A 23729-nucleotide genomic window follows, 5' to 3' on the forward strand; every position below is an offset into this window, starting at 1 on the left:
CCAACGGGCCAGGAGCCGGGTCGGCTATCGTTGCTGATTGGCAAGCGTTCATGCACCAGGACGACGGTCGTGCAGCACGATAGCACAGCTTTTATGAAATAAGTTCTAGTTCTCCATAACCATCCGGCACGATGCGAGTAACCAGTGTGAACACTGGTGCACCCACAATGTGCAGGTGTCGCAGCCATTCCAGAAAGCGCTCACCGTTGTCGGATAGATCTCCCTCAATGGGCAGTTCAGAGGCGAACGAAAAACTTCTACTTCATCAGGAAGCCCTGAATCAAACCTCCGACCGCCCTTCTCGCGCTACGCGGGAGAGGAGCCGGAGGTAAGGGCGTTCAGAGCATCCGCAAGACGCTCTCATGTGCTGTCCGCCATTGCACTATGTGCAGGAGTATCTGTGCCGCAGGTCTGGCGTACAGCAACCTGACGTCCACTCCACCACGCCCCAGAGACGCACGGGTTATTACGCCAGTGCAGCATCTGGAGACTGCAAACAATAACAGTCATCTGCGGATCGTAGCGAACAACGCATAGACTGCTGTTACCTGCGTTCAACCTACACCTACCGGCAATTGTACGTTACAGGCTTGCCTAGAAACGCCTTATCAGGATGGCATGGGGATTGGCGGTTGTACCTCTCACCCAATACCGGAGCGTGTTGGGGGCAAAAGCGTGGCTTCCGCACTGCAAGTAATGCAACCGAGGCACTACAACAGGAAAAAGGACTATCCAGTAGCGCGTTCTCTGGAATGCAAGATACGCCTGTAGCGACATGGCGCCAGGGTATGGGTAATACTCAACCGCCGGGGAGAAATACATCACAACAATTCTTCATCAAATCTACTCAAATTCTCATCAAGTTCTGCACAATGCCGTGCTACAACTCTCTCAAAGAATAGTATTCGCTGATGTGAGGTACCCAATGGAACAAGAACACCGTGACCTGTTCGACCTCGGCCTGCAAGCCGACTTGACCATGCTGCAACAGTCACCACTGACTCGACGCCGTCTCTTAAAGTTGGGACTGGTAGGAATTACCAGCTTTCTGGCCGGTTGTACACCCTTCGCCGGTCAGTCATCCGCGCCAACAGGCGTGCCAACGGCCACCTCTGCGGCAGGTTCGGCCAGTGTATCCAGCCCGACGGCACTACCAGCCAATCCCACAGCGCTACCGGCCAGTCCAACGGTAGCCGCTACCGCAAGCACGCCTGCCACGGCAGTCACGCCCACCTCTGCTCCGGTTGCCGAATGTGTTTCACCAATTCCAACCGAGACTGCGGGCCCCTTCCCTGGGGATGGCTCGCAGGGGGCAAGTCTCAATGTGCTGGCTCGATCTGGTGTGGTACGCCAGGACATTCGGACGAGCCTTGGCACCGGTAACCTTGCCGCTGGCATTCCGCTTCGGTTGGAACTGAAGCTGGTGCGGGCCGGTGGCGATTGTGCGCCACTCGCCGGTTATGCATTGTACGCCTGGCATTGTGATGCGCAGGGACGCTATTCAATGTACAGCAGTGGAGTGGAAGGTGAGGATTATCTGCGCGGGGTGCAGGCTGCTGACGCGAATGGGATTGTTGTCTTCCAAACCATCTTCCCCGGGTGCTATTCTGGACGCTGGCCGCACGTGCATTTTGAGATCTACCCTGCGCTGGATCAGGCCACCAGTGCGCGCAATGTGGTGCATACCTCACAACTGGCTCTCCCGGAAGAGATATGCCGGCAAGTCTACGCTGATCCGCAATACGGTAACAGTTTGAATAATCTTGGTCGTATCTCGCTGGAGCGCGACGGTATATTTCGTGATGGCTGGCAGACCCAGATGGCAACAGTGACCGGATCACTGAACGATGGCCTGGTAGCCCGGCTAACAATTGGTGTGCCAGGGGTATAGAGGTAATGAACGAAAGAGTAAAGGACTACGCCTTACCCATCGTGAGCCAGATACTTGAACTCTCGTGCCATCAGCCGGGAAATGCAGTGCGGAAGCCAGACTTCCGCACTCGACCCGGCAGGCATGGGTGATTGTATGTGTTATCACGTCATGTAATCTGTCATAGCCCGATAGAAAATGGCAGATGCCAGGGACAAAACAGTGTTGTCTTATCTGTCATATCTTGATGAAAAAATTTCCATCCTACTGCCACTACTGCTCTGCTATCATATACTACAGTTTGTACGCAAACAGCTCAGGAGATGCGACTCCTCGTCCTGAGACACCTCCCCCCAGAGTACGGATCTCCGGCAGCCATAGCACACATTGATGAGGTGATCAACGTATGCTGATCCACTCTTTGCACCTGCTATGCGGCACGATCTGTCTCGGTCTCTTGATCATCGGCACTTTGCCCCACCTGCCTGCACCTCCACTCCTTGCCCAACCCGATCCAATGCAACAGGTAATCGAGCTGACCAATCAGATACGGATGGCAAATGGTCTATCGCCGCTCAAGCGGAACGATAACCTGCAACAGGCGGCGGTGTTCATCGTCGAAGATAACGCCAGTCGCAACACCCTCTCGCATACCGATGGCCTGGGGCGAAGTATGGGCCAACGTTTTATCGCCTTTGGCTACAACTACTCAATAGCGGCTGAAAACCTGGCGGCAGGGTACACTTCCCCGGACGCTGTAATCAATGGCTGGATGAACAGCAGTGGTCATCGAGCAAATATTTTGCGGAACGGCCTGTGCGAGATGGGTGCCGGTTACACCTATCGCAGTAGCACAACCTACGGCCACTTCTGGTCGCAGACCTTCGGCTGCCGCTGGAATACCTATCCGGTGGTGATCAACGGCGAAGCGGCAACCACCACCTCATCAACGGTACAACTGTACATCTACGGGGCGGGATGGGCCGAACAGATGCGCCTGAGCAACGATGGTGTAACCTGGACGGAGTGGCAACCGTACAGCACTACCTACACCTGGACGTTAGCTAGCGGCAGCGGTGAACACACCGTCTTCGTGCAGATCCGCCAGGGTACGACAACCTATCAGGCGAGTGATACGATTGTGGTGCAGCAGGCCAGTAGCTCGCCAACAGGGATACAAGTGCATATCCCGCTGGTGGTGCGTTAAATCCTCTGCAGAGCAGGATACGCAATCTATACGGCGATCAACCGTCCGTTATCAAAATTGCCCGTATCCTGCTCTGTTTTATGAGAAGCTGTTGCAAGCGAGCAAATTTTGGGCAAACACTCCCCATTTGCTCTAAACTTTCTGAGGCGTTGCCAGACAGAAAGCATTGCACTTCATTTATCAACCAAAATAAAAAACCTAATAAAAAACATTTGTTCTAAAAATTCTTAACACACCCACAAATCCACGTGGGATAATGTGGGATAGTGTGGGTTAATGTGTGATAACTGGTGTCAACCGATTCTGTCGATCAGGTATAATCTGTTACGTGGTCATCAGCTTATCACGTATGAAATAAACTCTGTGAATACACCATCTTCGACCTCTATCTCCAATCTGCACGCACTGGCCGATTTTGCTGAACGTGTGCGGACAAATGTTGAACGGGTTATTATTGGCAAAACGGCAGCAATAGACTTACTGCTCATCGCTTTGCTGTGCGGTGGGCACGTGTTGATTGAGGATGTCCCCGGAGTGGGCAAGACCATGCTGGCCCGTGCCCTGGCCCTATCGCTGGGATTGCGGTTTCAACGGGTTCAGTGTACTCCCGATTTGCTGCCCAATGACCTCACCGGTGTCAGTGTCTACCGTCCACAGAATGGGCAATTTGTCTTCCAGCCCGGCCCACTCTTTAGCCATGTGGTGCTGGTTGATGAGATCAATCGCGCAACACCGCGCACGCAGAGCGCCTTGCTCGAAGCGATGGGGGAAGGGCAGGTGAGTGTTGACGGTGTGACGCATCGTTTGCCAGAACCATTTCTGGTGTTGGCTACCCAGAATCCGATTGAGTTTGTACGTTTCCCTTACCCGAAGCGCAGCTTGATCGCTTTCTGCTCCAGATACAGCTCGGTTATCCCTCTCCGGCTGATGAGTTGCAGATGTTGACGACCCTCGCTGGCGATCATCCCATTACACAAGTGACGGCAGTGGTTGACGGGTCACAGATACCGGCACTGCAACGGATAGTCTATACCGTGCGCGTCGCACCATCATTGCGTGAGTACCTGGTGCGGCTGGCGCAGCAGTTGCGCAGCCATCCCGATCTGGCGCTGGCAATGAGTCCACGGACGACGCTGGCGCTGTTTCGTGCCGGGCAGGCGCGGGCAGCGCTGGCCGGACGCGATTATGTGTTGCCCGACGATTACAAGGCACTGGCCGAACCGGTCTTGAAGCATCGTCTACTAGTGCGTCCGACAGCCGCAATCCGTGGCCGCACCAGTGCTGACGTTTTGGCCGAGGTGTTGGCCAGCGTGGAATTACCGCTAGAGTAGTGCTGTTTCGCCTGGAGAAGGAGCAAGCACGATGGCAGTGTTAACGCTTACCCGTGATGGCCCGATTGCCACCCTTACACTACAGCGACCAACTGTTCACAATGCCTTTAACCCTGACGTGATCGCCGGAATTACTGAGGTCTGCACTGAGCTACGCGATGATCCTGCCGTGCGGGTTCTGATCTTGCAGGGAGAGGGGCCATCGTTTTGTGCTGGAGCCGATCTCAACTGGATGCAGGCCAGTCTCAACTATTCACGTGAAGAGAATCTGGCCGATGCTTCTCGCCTTGATGCGATGTTCACGGCCCTCGATACACTACCGCAAGCGGTGGTTGCCAGGGTACACGGCGCAGCACTCGGTGGCGGGGTGGGCCTGGTCTGTTGTGCCGACTATGTGGTTGCGGCTGAAGAAGCTATTTTTGGTTTAACCGAGGTGCGCCTGGGTCTGCTGCCGGCGGTTATTGCCCGTTTTGTGAGCGCAAAAATCGGCTTTGGGCATGCCCGTGCCTTGTTTGTAACCGGACGCCGGATCAAGGCAGCGCAGGCGCTGGCGATTGGTCTGGTACACGAGGTGGTAGCGGTCGATCAACTCGATCAGGCTGTTGACCGTGTCGTGCGCGATTTGTTGCAGGCCGGGCCACGTGCGATAGCGATGAGTAAAGCGTTGTTGCAGGTGGTGCGCACCGGTTCACTCGATGAGGTGCGACGGCTGGCAATCGAAGCGATTGCCTCTGCCCGTACCGGTGCCGAGGGCCAGGCCGGGTTGCGGGCGTTTCTCAATCGTCAGTCTCCACCCTGGGTTCCAGAGTCAAAATAGATAGGAACCGGCCCTGGATTGAGGTCACACTGGTACGGGAATGGAACACCGGCTGATGCCTGTACTATGTGAATGATTGAACGAGTCAGTACCCGCTTTTATCACGCTCCTGCGGCAGCCGGATGAAAAGCCTGCCAGTCGTCGGTGAGAGGGGACTGGCGCGTCACACACGCTGAGGTTACCCTGGTACGGGAATGGAACACCGGCTGATGTCTGTACTATGTGAATGATTGAACGAGTCAGTACCCACTTTTCTCACGCTCCTGCGGCAGCCGGATGAAAAGCCTGCCATTCGTCGGTGAGAGAGGGCTGGCGCGTTAAACACGCTCACGGTGACTGCTACGGTAGATAGTGAGAGCCATCCTGCGATGGAGTATCCGGTGTGACGTATCCAATAAGCTTTGGTCGTAATCGCAACATCAATGCTGCTTGAAAAGGTGCTATCGTATGCCTGCATTCACTATTCGCCCCGCCATCGGCGCCGATATACCTGATTTGGCCCGCTTGATCGTCGAACTGTATCACTCTGAATTGCCCGGTGCACTCAGTGGCTCCCGGACCGGACAAGAGCGGTTGTTAGCCTATACGCTGCAGGCCAATGGCGCAGCCACCCTCAACAACAGGTTGGTGGTATGTGATGATCAGCAGCGAGTGATCGGTACCGGTATGCTGCAATTCCCCGACGAGTCAGCTTACAAGCGAGCGCCACGGGGAACGATTGCGGCAGCAGTGCGTGAGCTTGGGATCGGGCCAACCCTCAAACTGGTAAGTGTGGTGGCACGTAGTCTGATAGGTGTGTATCGTCATACCGATCCGCAGAGTGCCCTGATCCACTCGGTCGTGATCACTGCGGCGGCGCGTGGTCAGGGGGCCGGGCAGACATTGATGGCAGCCCTCGAGGCGCAGATTAGATCACGTGGATTGCCCCGATCCCGGTTGCAAGTGCTGGCGAACAATACTGCCGCTCAACGTTTCTATCGGCGGTGTGGGTACGATGAAATCTGGCGACTGGATGGCTGGCGTGCTCGCCTGGGCTGGCCGAGCCTGGTGATGGAGAAGGTGCTGGCATAAATCACTGCTGTGTTGTCGGTATGCATCCAGCCAGATCTCATCAGGTTGCATTCGCCGAACAAAACGTGATTGTAAACGGTCGCCCAATGGCTCCCGTTGGACAATAACTCTCGCAGAGCGGGCAAAAATTGCAGGCATCGGCATTGGCGATCACTGCATATCCGTCACAGATAGCAACCGCATGGGTCGGACAGAGTGCCACACAAAGACCACAGCCGTTGCAACGGTTGCGATCTATCTCAGGGAGGTGTGGCAGACGGATTACAGATTGAGTCGTATTCATATCATTCCTCCGGTTCATCATCTTCTGCAATCCACTATAATGAGAATAAAGCTACGGTTGCAGTGACAATCGTCACAGTGCAGGTGGACATTGAATAACGAACGAATCACTCAATTGCGCCGGGTGAGTTTTTGTACGCACCTCACTGATACGGTATTGCAGGCACTGGCAGCCACGTCCTTCCCGCGCTCATACCCCGCCGGTGCTTTGATTGTCCTTGCCGGTGAGCCGCCACAGGCAATGTACGCCATGGTAGCAGGACGGGTCAAGCTGACTCGCATTGCCCCGAATGGCCGCGAACAGATCGTGAATGTCATGGGGCCAGGTCAGCACTTCAATGCGGTACCGATCTTCGATGAGGGGCCTTGTCCGGTGAACGTGGAAGCGATTACCGATGTTGAGGTACTGGAATTCCCCATCACAGCAATGCGGCAACTGGTGCATGAACACCCGGCACTGGCGATGGCCCTGCTCCGTGAGTTTGCCACTCGCCTGCGCTACATGGTCAATCTGATCGACAACATTGCGCTACACAGCGTACAAGGCCGTCTGGCGCAATTGCTGCTCAATCGGGCGATTGCGTCTGAAAAGGGCGAATTGATGGCACCGCTGACACAGGCCGAGATGGCCGCCATGATCGGTACCGTGCGCGAGATGGTGAGTCGGACACTGCACCAGTTTGAGATGCAGGGGATGATCCGTATCGAACGCGGCGCAATCGCGATTTGCGACCGCGCCGCGCTGGCCGCCTGTGCTGAGACGTAGGTTCAGATTAGCTGCTTACGCGCTGTAATGCTGCTATTGCCCCACGACTGATCAGATCACTGTCGTTGACAATCGTGATGAACCGAAAGCCGAGCGCCGCCAGATCGGCGGCCCATTCCGGGCTGGCGTAGATGCCGGCGACCAGGCGATGCTGCCGACAAACCTCAACCACCCGGCTAAGCGCCGCTCGGAAAGGTGGGGCAGCGAAATCCACTGGTACGGGAAGTCCTAAACTCAGGCTGAGGTCGGCCGGTCCGACGTAGAGGCCATCAATGCCGGGCACAGCAGCAATCGCCTCAAGCTGATCGAGGGCGCCGGCAGTTTCGATCATCGGCATAATGAACGGCAGGCGTGCCACCAGGGCCGGCTCAGCCACACCGTGCACAACGCCAACCCGCACCGGCCCATAGCTCCGGATGCCCTCTGGTGGAAAGCGACAGGCAGCAACCAGCGCCTGGGCATCAGCCGGGCCGGTAATCAACGGCGCAATAATCCCGGCAGCACCCCGATCCAGGGCGCGCATAATCGCTGCCGGTTCGTTCCAGGCTAAACGAACAAAGACCGGACACCGTCGGTCAATGGTATGCAGGATTTGCAATGCGGTTGGATCGTCGATCAAGCCGTGCTGAAGATCGATGGTGAGCGAGGGAAATCCGGCAGCGGCCAGTAGCTCAGCACTCCACGGGCTGGGAATGGTGAGCCACGCATTGTAGATCACTGCGTCGCTTGCCCAACGTTGGCGAAGGTGATCAACCATAGTTTGTGTCTCCATACTATCAGCGAACATCTGCATGGTAGCACGGTTGGAGAGTGGGGAAAAGAGTTAGCGCAGTAGCAGAAGTTATCTCATTAATCACCGACAGACTACGTGACGAGCATACATAGTCTCTCCGTGACCAGCAGGTCAACGACGTGACAAGCGCCGGATCGTGAGCACGACTGGCGCGGCAGCATGGCTGCCACCCGCCACACAACATGCCACATAACGCGCAAGGCAACTAATCCAAGGGGTAATGGCACTGGAGATGGTCGCCAGCGCTGCTCGCTGCTATACCAGCGTACCGAGAGCAGGGTAGGCCAGGCTATCGTTGGTCATTGGCAAGCGTTCGTGAGCCGACAGTCTGGTAGCACAACCGCACAGCTTGGTGAGATACGTTCTACACATATCGCTGAGCTACTTACCTGGCAACACCTGTTGAACAAGAGGTTGTGACTTCTGTCACATTCATAATGAACGCTATTCGCTACCATTGGGTCAGTAAGGCAAAAGCTTAGACAGAAGGAGAAAACACATGGTTCGCTCACTTATTATTGCAGTATTGGTCACCTTACTGGCCGGTTGTGCGGCTATGCCTACGCCTACCGGCGTCCAAATGCCGGTCATGCCGACAGTTGCCCCAGCAATGGAGGTAGCCCATGAGGTAATGTTACCGGCCAATACAGTCCCAGCACCGGTTGGTGCCCGCCCGGCACAGACGGTAACCGTAGAGCTGACGACTCGTGAAGTGGTAGGTTACCTGGGTGATGGCAGCACCTATACGTTCTGGACGTTCAACGGTACGGTTCCTGGCCCAATGATCCGGGTGCGGGTCGGCGATACCGTCGAACTCTCACTCACCAATGCGCCTGACAGCCAGTTACCACACTCAATTGATCTGCACGCAGTGACTGGCCCGGGTGGTGGGGCAGTGGCGACGCAGGTTGCTCCTGGTCAGACCAAGAGCTTCCGCTTCCAGGCGCTTAACCCCGGTGTCTACGTGTACCACTGCGCAACGCCACATATTCCGTCCCACATCGCCAATGGGATGTACGGGCTAATCGTCGTGGAGCCTGAAGGTGGTCTGCCGCCGGTTGATCGCGAGTTCTACATTATGCAAGGTGATTTCTACACCCAACAAGATTACGGTACCAAAGGCCATCTAACCTTCAACCCGCTGGCGGTGAAGGATGAAAACCCGACCTATATCGTCTTCAACGGCCGGGCCGCTGGTTTAACTGGCGACAATGCGATGAAGGCACGGGTTGGTGAAACGGTACGGCTGTTTGTTGGCGTGGGTGGCCCGAACGTGAGCAGCAACTTTCACGTGATCGGCGAAATCTTCGACACCGTCTATGTCGAGGGTGGTAGCCTGCAGAACCACAATGTACAGACAACCCTCATCCCGGCAGGCGGAGCGGTCATCATCGAGTTCAAAGTGGAAGTACCGGGCACCTACATCCTGGTCGATCATGCCCTCAGCCGCTCGATTGACAAGGGGGCAATCGCCAAAATTGAGGTCAGTGGCGACCCCAATCCAACGGTCTTCGACGCTCCCGAACTGAACACTGCCGGCCACTGAGATCAAGGCTCAGGTTCATCGTTCACCGTCACCCCCAGCGCCCGCTCGATCCGATCAAGACGGGCGCTAATCGTGCGTCGCCACGCCTCTTGTTCGACCAGATTGACGCGCGTGCGGTAAAGTATCTCTTCCTGTAACCGGCGCACACCCCCGACCCGGTCGGCCAGTAAGCCGATGAGAAAGATGATCAACGCCATTAAAACCAGGATACTCCCCACCAGCAAAGACTGATCGTTGGTGGCCGAGAGTATGGACAGGCGCCGACCGATAAAGACAAACGCAGCCCATCCCAGCAATACAATGCCCGGAGTCGCGAAGACGAGCGCAATGTAGCTGAAGACTTTGAGGGGTTCGTAGGTCGTGTAGGTGCGGGCGATGATGGCGGCCTGCCGCTTGATAAAATTCCAGTTGCCGCGGTGCAGGCGAGAGGGACGCTGCACAGGATTGGTCTTGATAGGCACCGCCACAATTGTGAGACGACGTTTACCGGCCTGGATCAGATTTTCAACCGTATACGAAAAATCAGAGGTCACAAAGGTGCGCAGCGCAGCTTCGCGTGACAGCGCACGAAAACCCGACACGGTATCGGGCACATTTGTCTCGGATGCCCAGCGTACCACTGCACTACCGATATGTTGCAATGCCTTTTTCAGGGGGGAGAAATGCTCGATCTGATGTACCTGCCGGTCGCCAATCACAATGTCGGCCTTGCCGGCAAGGATCGGTGCAATCAGATGAGGGATTTCGCTCCCTGGATACTGATTATCGGCATCGGTATTGACAATAATATCGGCACCGAGACGCAACGCGGTATCGATACCGGTCTGGTATGCGGTTGCCAGCCCTTTGTTGGCAGTATGACGTACCACATGATCAGCACCGGCATCCAGGGCGACCATAACCGTATCATCGGTACAGCCATCATCAATAATCAACACCTCAACCTGATCTACGCCGGGGATTTGACGGGGAATAGCACGAATGACATCGGCGATAGTATCACGTTCGTTGAGGGCCGGAATCTGCACTATCAGTTTCATGCCCATCCTGCTTGAATAGTGTCCGGTGTCATGAGCCGGTAAGGCTGCCGTGCGGGGTGCCCTACCGTGCCCCGACGGGCAGCCCTGGTGGCTGCCCCTACCCTGGCTGAGAGGGACGCCACCAGGGTTGCCCATAGCTTGCCTCAGCGGGAAATCACTACTTGGCGCCGACCTCACCACGGATAAAGCGCTCGGTCAAATCGTGCGCTTCATAGTCGGTGAACTGGCGAGGCGGTGTCTTCATAAAATAGCTGCTGGGGCCGTAGAGTGCACCGGCAATCCCCCGGTCAAGGGCCAGTTTGGCACAGCGAATAGCGTCGATCACCACCCCCGCCGAGTTGGGCGAGTCCCACACCTCCAGTTTCAGCTCCAGATTGAGCGGCACATCGCCGAAGGTAGTACCTTCCATACGGATGTAGCACCACTTGCGATCCCCCAGCCACGGTACGTAGTCGCTCGGCCCAACGTGCACCTGTTCAGCCGGCAACTCGTACCCCAACTGTGAAGTGACAGCATTGGTCTTGCTGATCTTCTTACTCTCCAGACGCTCACGTTCGAGCATGTTGAGAAAGTCGGTATTGCCGCCAAAATTCAACTGATAGGTACGGTCGAGACGAACGCCACGCTCCTTAAAGAGGGTTGTCAACACGCGGTGAGTGATAGTTGCGCCGACCTGACTCTTGATGTCATCGCCGATAATCGGCAGCCCCTTCTCCTCGAAGCGGCGTCGCCAGTACTCCTGGCTGGCGATAAAGACCGGGATGCAGTTGATAAATGCACAACCGGCATCGAGCACCTGCTCGACGTACCACTTGGTCGCCATCTCACTGCCGACCGGCAGAAAATTGACGACAACATCCGTTTTCGTCTCGCGGAGAATACCTACAATATCGTCGGTATCGCGCTTCGATTTACGGATCACCGTACTGAGGTACTTGCCGATGCCATCGTGGGTCATTCCACGTGACACCGGTACACCCAGCTTCGGTACATCGGCGAAGCGGTAGGTGTTGTTTGGTTCGGCGAAGATCGCCTCGGACAGATCACGATCAACCTTGGTATCGGCAATATCAAATGCCGCCGAGAACTCGATATCGCCAATGTGGTAGCCGCCCAGGTTGACGTGCATCAGACCGGGGATGTCATCGCCATCACGGGCATTGCGGTAGTAATGGACGCCCTGTACCAGTGAGGAGGCGCAATTGCCAACGCCAATAATCGCAACGCGGATCTTCTTGCTCACAGCGCTTCTTTCCTTTCAACACAGCTTTATGAGGCAGTAGCCGCAGCGTGGCGGCGTGGATCAACACGACATTGTACTCTTGTCGCGACACTTTGTAAAATGCCGCGTTGTGGTGCGGTGCAGGTAAGGGGTGATCGGGCAGGAATGCGTGCAAGGCACACAGGACGGTGTGTTGTGCTATGTGCAGACGTTGCACGAACGCTGCGATGGCACCTGGATTGCCCGAAACGACCGTGAAACAGTGCGATGGTCACGTGCATCTATGCAGCGCACAGGGGTACGAAAGCGCGGCTTCCACACGCGCAAAGACAACCCGGACACGCCGGATGCCGGAGGGATACTATCCAGACAGAGTTATATCAAATCTGATACGGCCCCATGCAGGGCACGCGATCCAAAACGTACCCTTTCTCTCGTATGGCAATGTGAACGGGCACATGCACCGTCTGTAGGGACGGTTGCGGAACCCGCCCCTACGGAACCTGTACCTGGATGATGCACCGCTAGACATCGGCAGAGACACGGCATGCTATACCCCTACGACTACGCTCACAAGAACCCACCGGCAACTCGCTGATAGCACACCAGAACAATGCACATTGTTGCGCAAGATTTAGAATGAAAGACGTACCGGGCATCAGCGAGGCATCAAGCCTCCCCGTTGACGGTGGGCAGACAGGAAGACCAGCGGCCCGCGCAGACAGCGCAATGAACGCTGGGCGCCCCGTGGTACCACCACCACGATACCGGGAGCAAGCGCCACAGCCGTCTCATCAACCACCAATTCACCTTCTCCTTCGTAGATTGCCAGTAACACGTCAAGTTCCGCATTAACATGAGACGGAATGGTCGCCCCAGTCTTCAAACGCATGAGATTCACATTCATCTGTTCGCTGTTCACGCTCCAGATCGCACCATCATGAGTCGCAGCTCGCATGGCTGCTGCAACATCGATGACATGCTCTGCCGGCAATCCCATCACTGTACTCCTTTCAGTCGCCAGAATCGATACAATGCAATCAGACAGACTCCAATGCATATAATCACAACCAACAACTGTTGTCGATTTGTTGCCTGAACATCAGGATAATAGGGAATGAGTGACGGATAGGGATCAACAACACCATCAACAACGTATGGTAACACGCTACGTCCCTGCTGATCCTGACTCACCCATTGCGCACGCAGCCAAAACCACCAATCGGTCACTACATGTTGTTCCCAATAGTTGCCTTCCCAGGCGACTGTTGCTGCCTGTACGTCGCGCATTAGCAGATTCCGATTGTGAATGAAATCGTTGTGATGCACGGTAACTACTGCATCACCCGCCGCGAGGATGAACGCTGTCTCGTTGTCGGTAAATCGGTTCTGGCGAATGTCTACGGTACCACTCCCGCCAATCGTGACGGCTCGTGGATTCTGGTGGAAGTGATTATCGATAATCAGCAAACCAGTGCTATTGTGAACCAGCAGAGCATCGGCATGTTGCGTGCGGAGCAGATTCTGGCGGATGGTCATCCGTGCACTGCCGGCCAGCTTCATTGCCGTCGTATTATGTTCTAACGTATTCTGCTCAAATACAACGTCGCTGGCGGTAGGCAGGCATAGAGCTGCACTGAAGAAGGTTGCAGTAGTACCCAGGATGGAAGTCGAACCGGCCAGAAGAGGGGTGACAAATGCTGTTTCAGTTGCCCGAATGACGTTGCCCCGAATGACCCCACGAGGTGCATCATCAACTGCTATACCGGTCTGCACAGCGAGAATGGTATTTAGCTCAATCCGCACTGCCGAGGCTTTCAGCACAGCAATCCCAATGCTACGTTCTGGCAGTGTGCCATCAGGCCATCCGACGAGTGTATTGTTTCTGACGATGGTGTAGACCGCATCACCATTCACACCGGCACCATCACCAATCGTAATACCACGCATAAAGCGTTCAAAGCGATTGCCCTCAATCGTGACTGCGCGAGCACGCACCAGAATCGCGGCATCAACCGGCTGCAATCCGGTACGCTGGAAATTCAACCCTTGAACATGAACATCTGGCGCAGTAATGGTCAGCGTTGTACCACTCCCGCCACCATCGAGAATGGCACCGTGGGAGCCGCGCAATGTCAATGGCCGGTCGATGACCCATTGGCCGATCTGGATACCGGGCAGGACCTCGATGATAGCGCCGGCAGGCGCTGCTGCCAGTGCGTCGGTGAGCTGGCTGTAATCCCCGCCTGCACCCACGCGGATAATGTGAATGACCCCGTTATCGTCATCAGTCTCTACCGTCTGTGGTGCGGCGATGGCACATACCGGAACGGCTATGATCCAGCATATGCAAAGCCAACCGACGAGTGTTTGCCACCGATGTCGTGATCTCATAGACCGGCTCCCATCACGCCTGTACTGCCTGTTTCTACAGTAGAGTTACAGGCAGGTTTTTGCTGTGAAAAAAGTCACAGCGAGCTTTGGCGCTGCATCCTATGCTGGAGCACGAGGAAACTCGCTCGAACCATAGAGACAAGCCGGAGTGTTGGTAATACAAACATGGTTCATAGCAATGGGGAGATACGCCATGAACATATCAAAGTATGCTTTTGGGTTACGGGTAGGATTCGCCGCCAGCGTCATGGTGATGTTGGTGAGTGCACTCTGGGCAGGCTTATTACGGATCGGCTGGGCTTTACCCTTCTCATCCATCGCGCTGGTTGCGCTCCATGGTCAGCTTTTCGTTGGCGGTCTGCTCGGTACAGTCATTGGGCTGGAACGGGCTGTAGCGATTGGACGCCCCTGGGCTTTTGCCGGGCCACTGCTGACCCTCATCGGCGGCTTGGGATTGCTGCTGGGATTGCCGACTACCCTCGGTGCATTACTTATCAGTAGTGGCAGTTTTGGCCTGCTCATCATCTTTGCCACTCTGCTCAAGCGCCAACCGGCTCGTTTCCTGATTACGATGGCGCTCGGTGGGCTGGCGTGGTTCGGCGGTAACCTGCTCTGGCTTAGTGGCAAACCTTTAGCGCTGCCCTCACTCTGGTGGATCGGCTTTCTGACCCTGACCATCTTCGGTGAACGGCTGGAGCTGGGGCGGCTGCGCCAGTTGCCGGTTCAGGCGTTCTGGAGCTTTAGTCTGAGTGTTGGGTTGCTCTGGTTAGGTCTGCTATGGGCGTTGTTCGATTATGTCAATGGTTCACACATTGCTGGCCTCGGCCTGCTGGGTAGTGGGTTGTGGTTGTTAACTTATGACATCGGACGGCGGACGATTCGCCGGCCTGGATTACCCCGCTTCAGCGCGACCTGTATGCTCTCAGGCAGTGCATGGCTGGCAATTGGCGGTCTGCTGATGGTGATTGTCGGCGGTGTCTATGGTGGCTTTCTTTACGACGCTATCCTACACAGCGTCTTTGTCGGTTTTGTCTTTGCGATGATTTTTGGGCATGCTCCGATCATCATTCCCGCTCTGTTGAAGGTGCCGTTGCGCTTTAGCAACTGGAGTTATCTACCACTGGGATTATTGCACCTCTCGCTGGTACTACGTGTGTTTGGTGATCTGCTGATGGTGGTCGATCTACGACGCTGGGGTGGGATGTTGAATGCGGTGAGTATTGTGGTATTTCTGTTGATCACGGCGGGGAGTGTACTCGTTGCCCGTCAGCAGCGGGTGACGGTAGCGAATGACGAAACCAGGGTGCAGTATCGCGAGTCGCCAGGCCACTGAACATTCACGAGTACACTCGAACTTATTTCATAAAAGCTGTACTGTCGTGCGAACCGACCATCGATACCATATCCTGCGCTCAGGCTACCGGCATAGCAGCGCGGAGGACTGACAACCATTGTCAGGACCATCACTCGTTGGATGGCGTGCCTTACTCGCCTGTCATGCGCGTGGTGCAGGGTTTGGCGTGTGGCAGCATAGCTGCCGCACGCCACACGCCGCGACATGTGTATGACGAGCGTGTAAGGCAACCCATTTCAGCACGTAAGGGCACCGAAGATGATCGCTCGCCCTCCTCGCTACCATACCGATAGATTGGGAGCAGGATATGCGGTCGTTGGCGATTAGCAAGCGTTCGTGAGCCTGTGCAACCGTCTGGAAGCACGACGGCATAGCTTTTTATGAAATAAGCTCTACTTATCCATAATTTTTAATCTGTTCGGCAAACTGTTGAAAATTACTTACTCGATGAAGTAATTCATACAGTTGCTCAAGGTCAACAGAAATGTATTCATGCACCAGAATATTGCGTAATCCGACCATACCACGCAGTGTATCAGCCAGATGATGATCAACATAGCCGACACGGTGCAGAAGGTCTATACATTCAGCATATGTGGTGGGAACTCCCAGGTTATGCCGGCTAACAATCTGGCAACTTATATCAATCACCATCTGAATAGCTTCCAGAAAACCATACCGCAGTGCCCACTCCAGATGTGTGTTCTGTCGCACATCGGCGAGAGAATACGTTTGCGCAAAACGCTGAAGCTCGCGCACAGTGGTTTCCAGCCGCTGTAATCGCTCTAACACGATCATCCCCCTTTGCCGAACTGCCCGCTCTCCAGACGCTCGCGAAAGGCATTCATCGACATCGTCCGTAGAAAGGATGTATCCAGATAGTGCAAGATAATCCTGGCCTTAACATCAGCAAAGATGTCAGGGTCTCGACAAAACAACAGTTTCCCCTCGGCAATAACCCGGTAGGCGAGTAGGGGATTACGCTCAAGCGCCACGTTTAGCACACACAGATCAACGGTTCGACCGAGCGCTGTCTCCAGGGAAGCGGCGAGTTTTCCTGTTTCCAGGAGTGACCAGGGACGGGTAACGTAGATGCCAATATCTGCATCGCTCCGGGGGTGCGCTGTATTTCTCGCCAGCGAACCGAAGAGCATAGCGAAAACGATTGAATCATGGGCTTCCAGCAAAGCACGTGCTTGTTCCAATTGCGTCATTGTCTCAGACTGTTCTATACTGAATAACCACTGTGCGCGAGAAGCGAACAGGTTCTCCGCTTCGTAGATGCTCTAAACGTGTTTAGCACAACAACTGGCGATAGTTACCGGCGCTTTGCTCCATCGTTATCCGCCAATACCGGCGCATTCCCCAGGCATCTACGGTGTGTTCAGTATAGCGCTTCTCCACAACTGTGGCAATTGCTACGCTGGAAGCCTGGTCTGTCGGGCGGTGCCGGTCTACATCTGGTAGCGCGAAGTGGCCGGCTCCCCGTAACCTATCACTCCAGCCACAGAGATGAACCGGTGCAGAAGTATTGCATCCACCCTCGATGCAACATCGGGTTCTGACGACTGATAGATTGCCCTGATAGCCTAGCCACCGTCCGGGGTTGGCGTTAGCTCGATTTCCGGTGACGGTTCGGGAGAGGGTAATGGGGTCGGGGTTGGCGTCGGCTCCGGGATAATCACCACTGTCACGGTCGGCGCTTCACCCACGATGCTGACTCCAGCAGGCAGCAGGGGTTGGACGGGGAACTGATAGGTACCAGGAGCAAGTCCGCTTACGTTAATGGTAGCTTCCAGCGGCGTCGCCGCCAGAGCATTTAGTTGAGTACTGGTACCGGCGAAGGTTATCTCAACAGCCGTTGGTGATACGGTTACAAGGAAACCGCTTTCCAAACCGTCAATCACAACCTCTACCGGTAAGCGGATCTGGAATGGCAAGGTAATTGGCGTGATCTCGACCGTTACCCGCACAGCGTTCGACTCGCCCTGGGCCGGCGAAGTACCGGTTGGGATGATTAACGGCACAATGCGTACCACCGTCTCGCGAGCGTTAGCGATATCGATAGCTTCTGTCTGTAACAGATTGATCGCGTCAAGTGGGCCAGAACTACCGGTAAGCGTGATCAATGGTGGATCAACCTTGATATCGGTGACGGCAAACCCCGGCGCCGGTGTGCCGATGATGATCGGTGAAACCGGCACCAGCCGCAGACCAACGACCGGATTAATCGGGATAACGACAGTCACCGTTGCCGGTTGCACCTGCACCCCTTCAACCGGCTGATTATTATTGTCAACCGGTGTCAGGTTCAACGGGGCGACATACGATGCACGGAGTTGCGCGATATTGGCCACAGTCCGCACCCCCGTCACCCGCACGACCCGACTCTGCGGACCACTCACCGTTACGGTTTCGATCAGATTCCCGTTGTAGCGTATCTCTGGATCACCACGCTCGAAACTAAACGGTGGCGAACCGACGATTTCAAGGCGAATGGGAACAGTCACAGTTTCTACAGACTCGATACGTATGCTAACTGCAGACGGTTCGATCCCTCCCGCCGGCACACTAAACGAGAGATTGCTGCGCGTTGGTTGAACATTGATCGGCACCAGGTGATCGCCGGGACCAAGATTACTCAGATCGGCAACAACCCGGATGTCAACCGGACGCAACTCCGAGCGCTGTCGGCGATCGGTGCGGAGGGTGACGTCAATCAGTGGAAACGAGGTTGTCGGCAAACCATTCGCATCAACGATCACCAGATCGTCAGCCAGGCCAACGATCTGGAGCGTGAGGTCCTCAAAACGGGCCGTCTCTTCAGGATTTTCGCTGAAAGAAACAAACGACCAGAGGGCAAAGCTCAGACCAAAGGCCAGGAACACCCGCAACACGATTGAACGAACACCATTCATGCCGCCCTCTTCGCTTCTTTCTCAAGCGGCACCTGCATGAGATCGGCCAGCATTGTCCGCAGCCGTGTCTCGGTTAAATAGCTCACCATACGGCCATCACTGACGAGTGAGATAGCACCAGTCTCTTCTGAAACCACGACGGCCAGCGCATCAGTCTGCTCGGTAATCCCTTTGGCCGCACGATGGCGTGTACCGTACCGTCGTGGCCCGGAAATATCTTCGCTAAGCGGTAGCACAACATTAGCTGCCAGAATTCGATTCCCGCGAATGATCACAGCCATATCGTGCAACGGTGAGTTAGGAAAGAAAATATTGAGCAAAAGCGGCGTCGAAATACGGGAGTCGAGAATAACGCCACGGTCAGCAAATTCCTGCAACTGGGTGCGGCGTTCAATCACTATCAGTGCCCCAACCCCCTGCTGTGAAAGCTGGGCTGCTGCACGACTGATCACTGTAATCGTCTCCAACAGCTCAGAGCGATTGGCACCACCAAACGGGCGCCCAAAGAGGTCGCTCGACCGACCGAGGCTCTCCAGCGCCCGTCGCAACTCTGGCTGGAAAAGAACGGGAATAGCAACGATCAAAGCCGGTGAGATGACATTCACGATCAACCAGGTGATGAGCGTAAGCCGATCACTGGCGATAGCAGGCATCAGAAAAGCGATGGCCAGCAAAATACCCACCCCGCGCAGCAACTGGACAGCGCGTGTGCCGCGCACAATGCCCAACAGCCAGTAAAAGAAGGCTGTAACAATGAAAATGTCGATCAGCGCGAATGGTGAGGTAAGCGGATTTAACCGCGTCCAAAGACGCTCAAGCTCTATCATTGTTAACTCTGTGGCGGCGCCGACTTACGTTGCTCTAGCATACGATTGGCGGCACTTAACATAGCTTCTACCCGTTCCGTTTCAATTCCCGGCATCTTTAGCATTCGCCGGCAGAGCTGGCTGGCCTGACCGTATTCTTCGCGCCGCATCAGCATATCGTAGAGCATGTAGTAGGCTTCCAGGTCTTGTTGATCAAGCCCAATGATCTGATGAAGTTCAGCGATAGCATTATCGTAATCGCGTTGTTGGGCAAAGATACGGGCAATCTGCTTCTTTTCGCTGATAGCCTCTTTAGTGCGACGGGCCAGCGTGTGCATGAGTGCCAGCCATTGGCGGGCGTCAACGTCGTTCGGCGCGATCTGAACGATCCGATCATACATCTCCCGCGCCCGCTCGTGATCGCTGAGCATCCAGTAGGTCTGGGCAACTTCCTGCAACGAGGCGACTGCATCTTTTAGTTGACCGGCCCGCTTTTGTAATTCACTCACCCGTACCAGACCGGCCAGTCCTTGATCGAGATAACCACGGCGCAATTGCATACGAGCCAGGCGATTACCCATACCGATATGGTTTGGCGCCAGCCGTACCGCATATTCGAGCATTTCAATCGCCCGATCAAGCTGTTGCCGTTTCTCATAATAGGTTGCCATTTCATCGAGCTGCGCAAGTGCCTTGGCCAGTTTTCCCTGCCGGAAATAGACTTCAGCTAGCTTGGTATAAATCGCACGGTCGTAAGGCAGTAATCGCTTCGCCTCTACCAGCGCCTGCTCAGCACCGACCAGATCGTCACTTACCGCATACGCTTCAGCCATTCGTCGCACCAGATCGGCGCGTGAAGGCGGGATTGCAAAAGGATGGCGTAGCGTTGGGTTGGGGGACGTCTGGTCAGCAACAGCCTGACCGCGGCGGAGTTGTTCAAGGGCTTCCTCTGCCTTCCCAAGCGCAATGTAACTATCGGCAGTTGCCTGATACACCAGTGCCAGCGGGAGCATCGGATCAGGTTCACTCGCCAGTAAGGCTTGTACCTGATCCAGCTCAAGTAAGGCCATATTATGTTGTTCGTGCTGTTGTTGAATAATTGCCAGCATGTAGTGCAGCAGTGCGCGATCCTCAATCAAGAAGGCAGCGCGATACTCTGCCTGCACAGCGGCAAACTCGCCTGGCTGTTTTTTCAATTGGGCCAGCACTGTTGCCAGCGAGTCCCAAATGACAGCAGGTTGCTCACCCATCAACGCCAGCGTGATGTTCAACCGTGCCAGTGCGACAGGGTTATCGGGAGAACCCAATTCAAGCGCCTGCCGAAACTCGTCGAGAGCCGCTTCAAACCGTTCGAGTTTAAGCAGGGCCAGACCGTACTGTGCGTGCACATCGCGATGTTTTGGTGCCAATTGCAGCAAACGCCGAAACTCTTCCAGCGCTTTATTGGTCTGGCCAAGCCGAAAATAGGTGTTCGCCACCTGAAGCAACTGCTCAACCGCCTCGTCAATGCGTCCGGTTTGCTTCAATAACTCGGCCAGCTTCGAGCGCGCATTGACCGTGTCGGGCGATAATTCGATAAAGCGAAAGTAGACGTCAATCGCTTTTTCTGCCTCACCACGCACACGGTACGTCTCGATCAGAAGTTGATACTTGGCAAGCGCCTCTTCTGGGCGGCCCTGCCGTTCATAGATTTCACCCATCCGTAGATGGATCGGGAGATATTCAACGTTATGATGGATGACCTCCAGACATGCGTCGAGCGCCGCGTCGAGCAAGCCCTGGGTGAGATAGGTTCCACTCAGTTCGAGCCAGCCGGCTGTCACCTCATCAAGGCCGGTGGGATCGAGCGGGGTTGGTGGTGGAAATTCAGGCGTTGCCAGTGCCGTTGGTGCGCTCATTCGTTCGAGCAGTGGCAACTGTTCGATGACCACCGGCTCGATTGCTGGTGCCTGATCGTTGTTCGGGATACTCCCTGAACGGAGAAAGTCAGTAATCGGTCGAATCTTGCCCCATCGCCCGGTATCCGTATCAGAAACAGGAGGCTCGGGTTCAGCCGGTACCGGCTGCGGCTGCAAGACACCTGTCCCGATGGTACGCAACTTGGCAAACATATTGCGGTCGGCCAGCTCTTTCGCCCGGTTCTTGAATTCGGCTGCCCGATCACGCCCCCACCGCTTACTTGCCAGAAAATCGGCCAGCGTGCCGTAGAGGGTTGAAGCCCGGGCAAGATCACCAATTTGCTCGTAAACCGTTGCCGCACTCTCGTACATCGCAATGAGATCATCGGCCTCCGCTTTACCGATAGTCTCAAGATCAACCAGGCTAATCGTTAGCTCGAACTCTTGCGCAGCCTGGGGCAATTGCCCAAGATCACGATAGACCTGTCCCAATGCGAAGTGGGCAGAGAGTGCATATTCGGGATCGCCGGCTGCACGGGTCAGCACACCCACCGCCGCTTTGAGATTACCCTGCGACTGGTAGAGTAAGCCGAGTGAATAGAGCACATCCGCTCGTTCGAGGCCAGCCTGAAGAGCCTGTTCGTAGAGTTCCACCGCCCGTTCCTCATCACCGGCTTGCTGACATGCCATCGCCTCGGCAACGAGATGTTCGGGTTGCGACGCCGAACCACGAAGGGCACCGGTTGGGAGTGACGGACGTAATCCGCTCGTGCCACGCATGGCAACCGATGCCACCGGTTGTGCACCGATCTGTTCACGCAACCGGGCAGCAAGGTCACGGGCGGCACGTTGATTGGGCATCAGGCGGAGCGCCCATTCGACCTCTTGTAACGCTGCGGCCAGATCACCCTGGGCAATCAGGCGCTGAGCCAGTTCCAGATGGGTATCGGCAGCTTCGGGGAGTGCACCAATATCTTCGTAAAGCTGCGCCAACCGACGGCGTTGATCATCAAGTTCCGGTTGAAGGGCGAGCAGTTCACGCAATGACTCGGCAGCCTGTAGCGAGCGACCCTGCGCACTGTGGAGATCGGCTAACGCCCGGTAAGCATCAGCCGCCGCCGCAACGTCACCTTGCCGCTGATAACATTGAGCAATGTAGCTGAGAAAAAATGCGTTGGTGCGGTCGGTTTCGTACAGGTCGCGAAATGCCTGCAACGCCTTATCAAACCGGTTCGTCTGAAAGAGTGCGACGGCTGCTGCGGTGCGTGCTTCGAGATCTTGTGGAAACTCTTGCAATGCCCGTACCGCTGCCCGTAACGAGTCTTCCCAACGACCCTGTGCCGAAGCGTCCCGACACTGCTCCATTGCGCGATCAAAGATTGCCCGGTTGCCTGCCATAGCGTCTTTCCGCATGCTATCAGCGCTACTTCTCCAACAAGAACAAAATGAGCGCCTTTTGAACGTGGAGTCGATTCTCTGCCTGCTCAAATACAACAGATTGCGGCCCGTCGATAACCTCAGCCGTTACTTCCTCACCACGATGCGCCGGTAAGCAGTGCATCGCCAGTGCGTGTGGTGCCGCATGGGCCATAAGCGCTGTGTTTACCTGATACGGTGTAAAGACCGGACGACGACGTGCAGCCTCGTGCTCCTGCCCCATCGATGCCCAGACATCAGTATACACTGCATCAGCTCCGCTAACCGCTTCGACCGGTGAAGCTGTAATGGTAAGCGTGGCGTCGTGTTCCTGGGCCAGTCGTTCCGTTAATTCGATAATGTCGGGTGCCGGTCGGTAATCGGGTGGACACCCAATACGCAGGTTGAGGCCCAGCGTTGCACCCAACAACATCAACGAGTGACAAACATTATTTCCATCACCAACATACGCCAGGGTGAGCCCCTGTAATCGTCCAAAACGTTCACGGAGCGTTAGCATATCGGCCAGAGCCTGGCATGGATGTTCACGATCCGAGAGGGCATTAATAACCGGTACTGTCGCATAGCGAGACAAGGTCTCAACCGTAGCATGTTTGAACACCCGTGCCGCGATAATTGCCACCCAGCGACTTAAATTGCGCGCAACATCAGGCACACTCTCGCGCCCGCCCATGTCAATGTCATTTGCCGAGAGGTAGGAAGGATGTCCACCGAGTTGGGTCATACCAGCTTCAAAGGCCACCCGTGTCCGCAGCGACGGCTTCTCAAAGACGAGAGCGAGTGTCTGGCCTAACAAGGGCCTATCATTAACCTGGCCGGTGCGCCAGGCCGCTTTAAGCATTGCAGCCCGGTCAAGCAGGGCTTCCGCCTCAGTACGGTTAAGGTCGGCTGCGGAGAGAAAATGTCGTAATGTCATGGCAATATTCTTTCTTTACTATTCAGGCACAGGCAGGTCTGGCAAACGCCGACAGGATTGG

At 55.5% G+C, this 23729-nt stretch carries 19 protein-coding genes and 1 pseudogene; 8 read left to right on the top strand and 12 right to left on the bottom strand.

The genetic code is table 11. From position 1 onward, the window contains the following. The first annotated feature begins 925 nt into the window (after window positions 1-925). The 5 genes and pseudogenes from VAE57_RS14525 (at window position 926) to VAE57_RS14545 (ending at window position 6296) form a co-directional block, all read left to right on the top strand. Window positions 926-1891, top strand: coding sequence for an intradiol ring-cleavage dioxygenase (locus tag VAE57_RS14525; RefSeq protein ID WP_322822585.1), 966 nt, complete (start codon window positions 926-928; stop codon window positions 1889-1891). A 385-nt stretch (window positions 1892-2276) separates the two neighbouring features. Continuing rightward, the gene (locus VAE57_RS14530; protein WP_322822586.1) at window positions 2277-3077 is read left to right on the top strand and encodes a CAP domain-containing protein; all 801 of its coding nucleotides are present in this window, start codon (window positions 2277-2279) and stop codon (window positions 3075-3077) included. A gap of 363 nt (window positions 3078-3440) precedes the next feature. Beyond that, a pseudogene (locus VAE57_RS14535) lies at window positions 3441-4408 on the top strand (AAA family ATPase). Between the two features lie 31 nt (window positions 4409-4439). Continuing rightward, on the top strand, window positions 4440-5225 hold the full coding sequence (locus tag VAE57_RS14540) for an enoyl-CoA hydratase-related protein (RefSeq protein ID WP_322822587.1): 786 nt from the start codon (window positions 4440-4442) through the stop codon (window positions 5223-5225). A 447-nt stretch (window positions 5226-5672) separates the two neighbouring features. Beyond that, on the top strand, window positions 5673-6296 hold the full coding sequence (locus tag VAE57_RS14545) for a GNAT family N-acetyltransferase (RefSeq protein WP_322822588.1): 624 nt from the start codon (window positions 5673-5675) through the stop codon (window positions 6294-6296). Window positions 6297-6336: 40 nt separating this feature from the next. On the opposite strand, the gene VAE57_RS14550 is transcribed toward VAE57_RS14545, so the two are convergent. Next, on the bottom strand, window positions 6337-6600 hold the full coding sequence (locus VAE57_RS14550; protein WP_322822589.1) for an ATP-binding protein: 264 nt from the start codon (window positions 6598-6600) through the stop codon (window positions 6337-6339). A 69-nt stretch (window positions 6601-6669) separates the two neighbouring features. Here VAE57_RS14550 and VAE57_RS14555 point away from each other — a divergent pair, with 69 nt between their 5' ends. Continuing rightward, on the top strand, window positions 6670-7344 hold the full coding sequence (locus VAE57_RS14555; RefSeq protein ID WP_322822590.1) for a Crp/Fnr family transcriptional regulator: 675 nt from the start codon (window positions 6670-6672) through the stop codon (window positions 7342-7344). A gap of 7 nt (window positions 7345-7351) precedes the next feature. On the opposite strand, the gene VAE57_RS14560 is transcribed toward VAE57_RS14555, so the two are convergent. After that, window positions 7352-8101 carry an HpcH/HpaI aldolase family protein gene (locus VAE57_RS14560; protein WP_322822591.1) on the bottom strand — a complete coding sequence of 250 codons (750 nt, stop codon included), beginning with the start codon at window positions 8099-8101 and terminating at the stop codon, window positions 7352-7354. Window positions 8102-8636: 535 nt separating this feature from the next. Here VAE57_RS14560 and nirK point away from each other — a divergent pair. Beyond that, the gene (gene nirK / locus VAE57_RS14565; RefSeq protein ID WP_322822592.1) at window positions 8637-9683 is read left to right on the top strand and encodes a copper-containing nitrite reductase; all 1047 of its coding nucleotides are present in this window, start codon (window positions 8637-8639) and stop codon (window positions 9681-9683) included. Window positions 9684-9685: 2 nt separating this feature from the next. Here the strand turns inward: nirK and VAE57_RS14570 are convergent, their stop codons facing one another. The 4 genes from VAE57_RS14570 to VAE57_RS14585 all read right to left on the bottom strand — a co-directional run bounded on the left by VAE57_RS14570 (window position 9686) and on the right by VAE57_RS14585 (window position 14339). Next, on the bottom strand, window positions 9686-10723 hold the full coding sequence (locus VAE57_RS14570; protein WP_322822593.1) for a glycosyltransferase family 2 protein: 1038 nt from the start codon (window positions 10721-10723) through the stop codon (window positions 9686-9688). 157 nt (window positions 10724-10880) lie between these two features. Further along, window positions 10881-11966: an inositol-3-phosphate synthase gene (locus tag VAE57_RS14575; protein ID WP_322814948.1), complete on the bottom strand. Its 1086-nt coding sequence runs from the start codon at window positions 11964-11966 to the stop codon at window positions 10881-10883. Between the two features lie 637 nt (window positions 11967-12603). Then, the gene (locus VAE57_RS14580) at window positions 12604-12945 is read right to left on the bottom strand and encodes a cupin domain-containing protein (RefSeq protein ID WP_322822594.1); all 342 of its coding nucleotides are present in this window, start codon (window positions 12943-12945) and stop codon (window positions 12604-12606) included. Beyond that, window positions 12945-14339 (bottom strand): right-handed parallel beta-helix repeat-containing protein, encoded by a 1395-nt coding sequence (locus VAE57_RS14585; protein WP_322822595.1) that lies wholly within the window; start codon window positions 14337-14339, stop codon window positions 12945-12947. The genes VAE57_RS14580 and VAE57_RS14585 overlap by 1 nt, the downstream gene beginning before the upstream one ends. Window positions 14340-14532: 193 nt before the next feature. Here VAE57_RS14585 and VAE57_RS14590 point away from each other — a divergent pair, with 193 nt between their 5' ends. Then, window positions 14533-15672, top strand: a complete 1140-nt coding sequence (locus tag VAE57_RS14590; RefSeq protein WP_322822596.1) for a hypothetical protein — start codon at window positions 14533-14535, stop codon at window positions 15670-15672. A gap of 417 nt (window positions 15673-16089) precedes the next feature. On the opposite strand, the gene hepT is transcribed toward VAE57_RS14590, so the two are convergent. The 6 genes from hepT to argF all read right to left on the bottom strand — a co-directional run bounded on the left by hepT (window position 16090) and on the right by argF (window position 23668). Continuing rightward, window positions 16090-16491, bottom strand: coding sequence for a type VII toxin-antitoxin system HepT family RNase toxin (hepT, locus tag VAE57_RS14595; protein WP_322822597.1), 402 nt, complete (start codon window positions 16489-16491; stop codon window positions 16090-16092). After that, window positions 16488-16907, bottom strand: a complete 420-nt coding sequence (gene mntA, locus VAE57_RS14600; protein WP_322822598.1) for a type VII toxin-antitoxin system MntA family adenylyltransferase antitoxin — start codon at window positions 16905-16907, stop codon at window positions 16488-16490. Before mntA ends, hepT begins: the two co-directional genes overlap by 4 nt. Window positions 16908-17282: 375 nt before the next feature. Next, complete coding sequence (locus VAE57_RS14605) at window positions 17283-18611, bottom strand: YbbR-like domain-containing protein (RefSeq protein ID WP_322822599.1); 1329 nt, start codon at window positions 18609-18611, stop codon at window positions 17283-17285. Continuing rightward, window positions 18608-19438 (bottom strand): diadenylate cyclase CdaA, encoded by an 831-nt coding sequence (gene cdaA, locus VAE57_RS14610; protein ID WP_322822600.1) that lies wholly within the window; start codon window positions 19436-19438, stop codon window positions 18608-18610. Before cdaA ends, VAE57_RS14605 begins: the two co-directional genes overlap by 4 nt. Before the next feature lie 2 nt (window positions 19439-19440). Next, entirely contained in the window at window positions 19441-22713 is a 3273-nt protein-coding gene (locus VAE57_RS14615) for a tetratricopeptide repeat protein (RefSeq protein ID WP_322822601.1), read from the bottom strand. 25 nt (window positions 22714-22738) lie between these two features. After that, window positions 22739-23668: an ornithine carbamoyltransferase gene (argF, locus tag VAE57_RS14620; protein WP_322822602.1), complete on the bottom strand. Its 930-nt coding sequence runs from the start codon at window positions 23666-23668 to the stop codon at window positions 22739-22741. Between the last annotated feature and the right edge of the window lie 61 nt (window positions 23669-23729).

Source organism: Chloroflexus sp. (genome assembly GCF_034434295.1).
Classification (GTDB): domain Bacteria; phylum Chloroflexota; class Chloroflexia; order Chloroflexales; family Chloroflexaceae; genus Chloroflexus.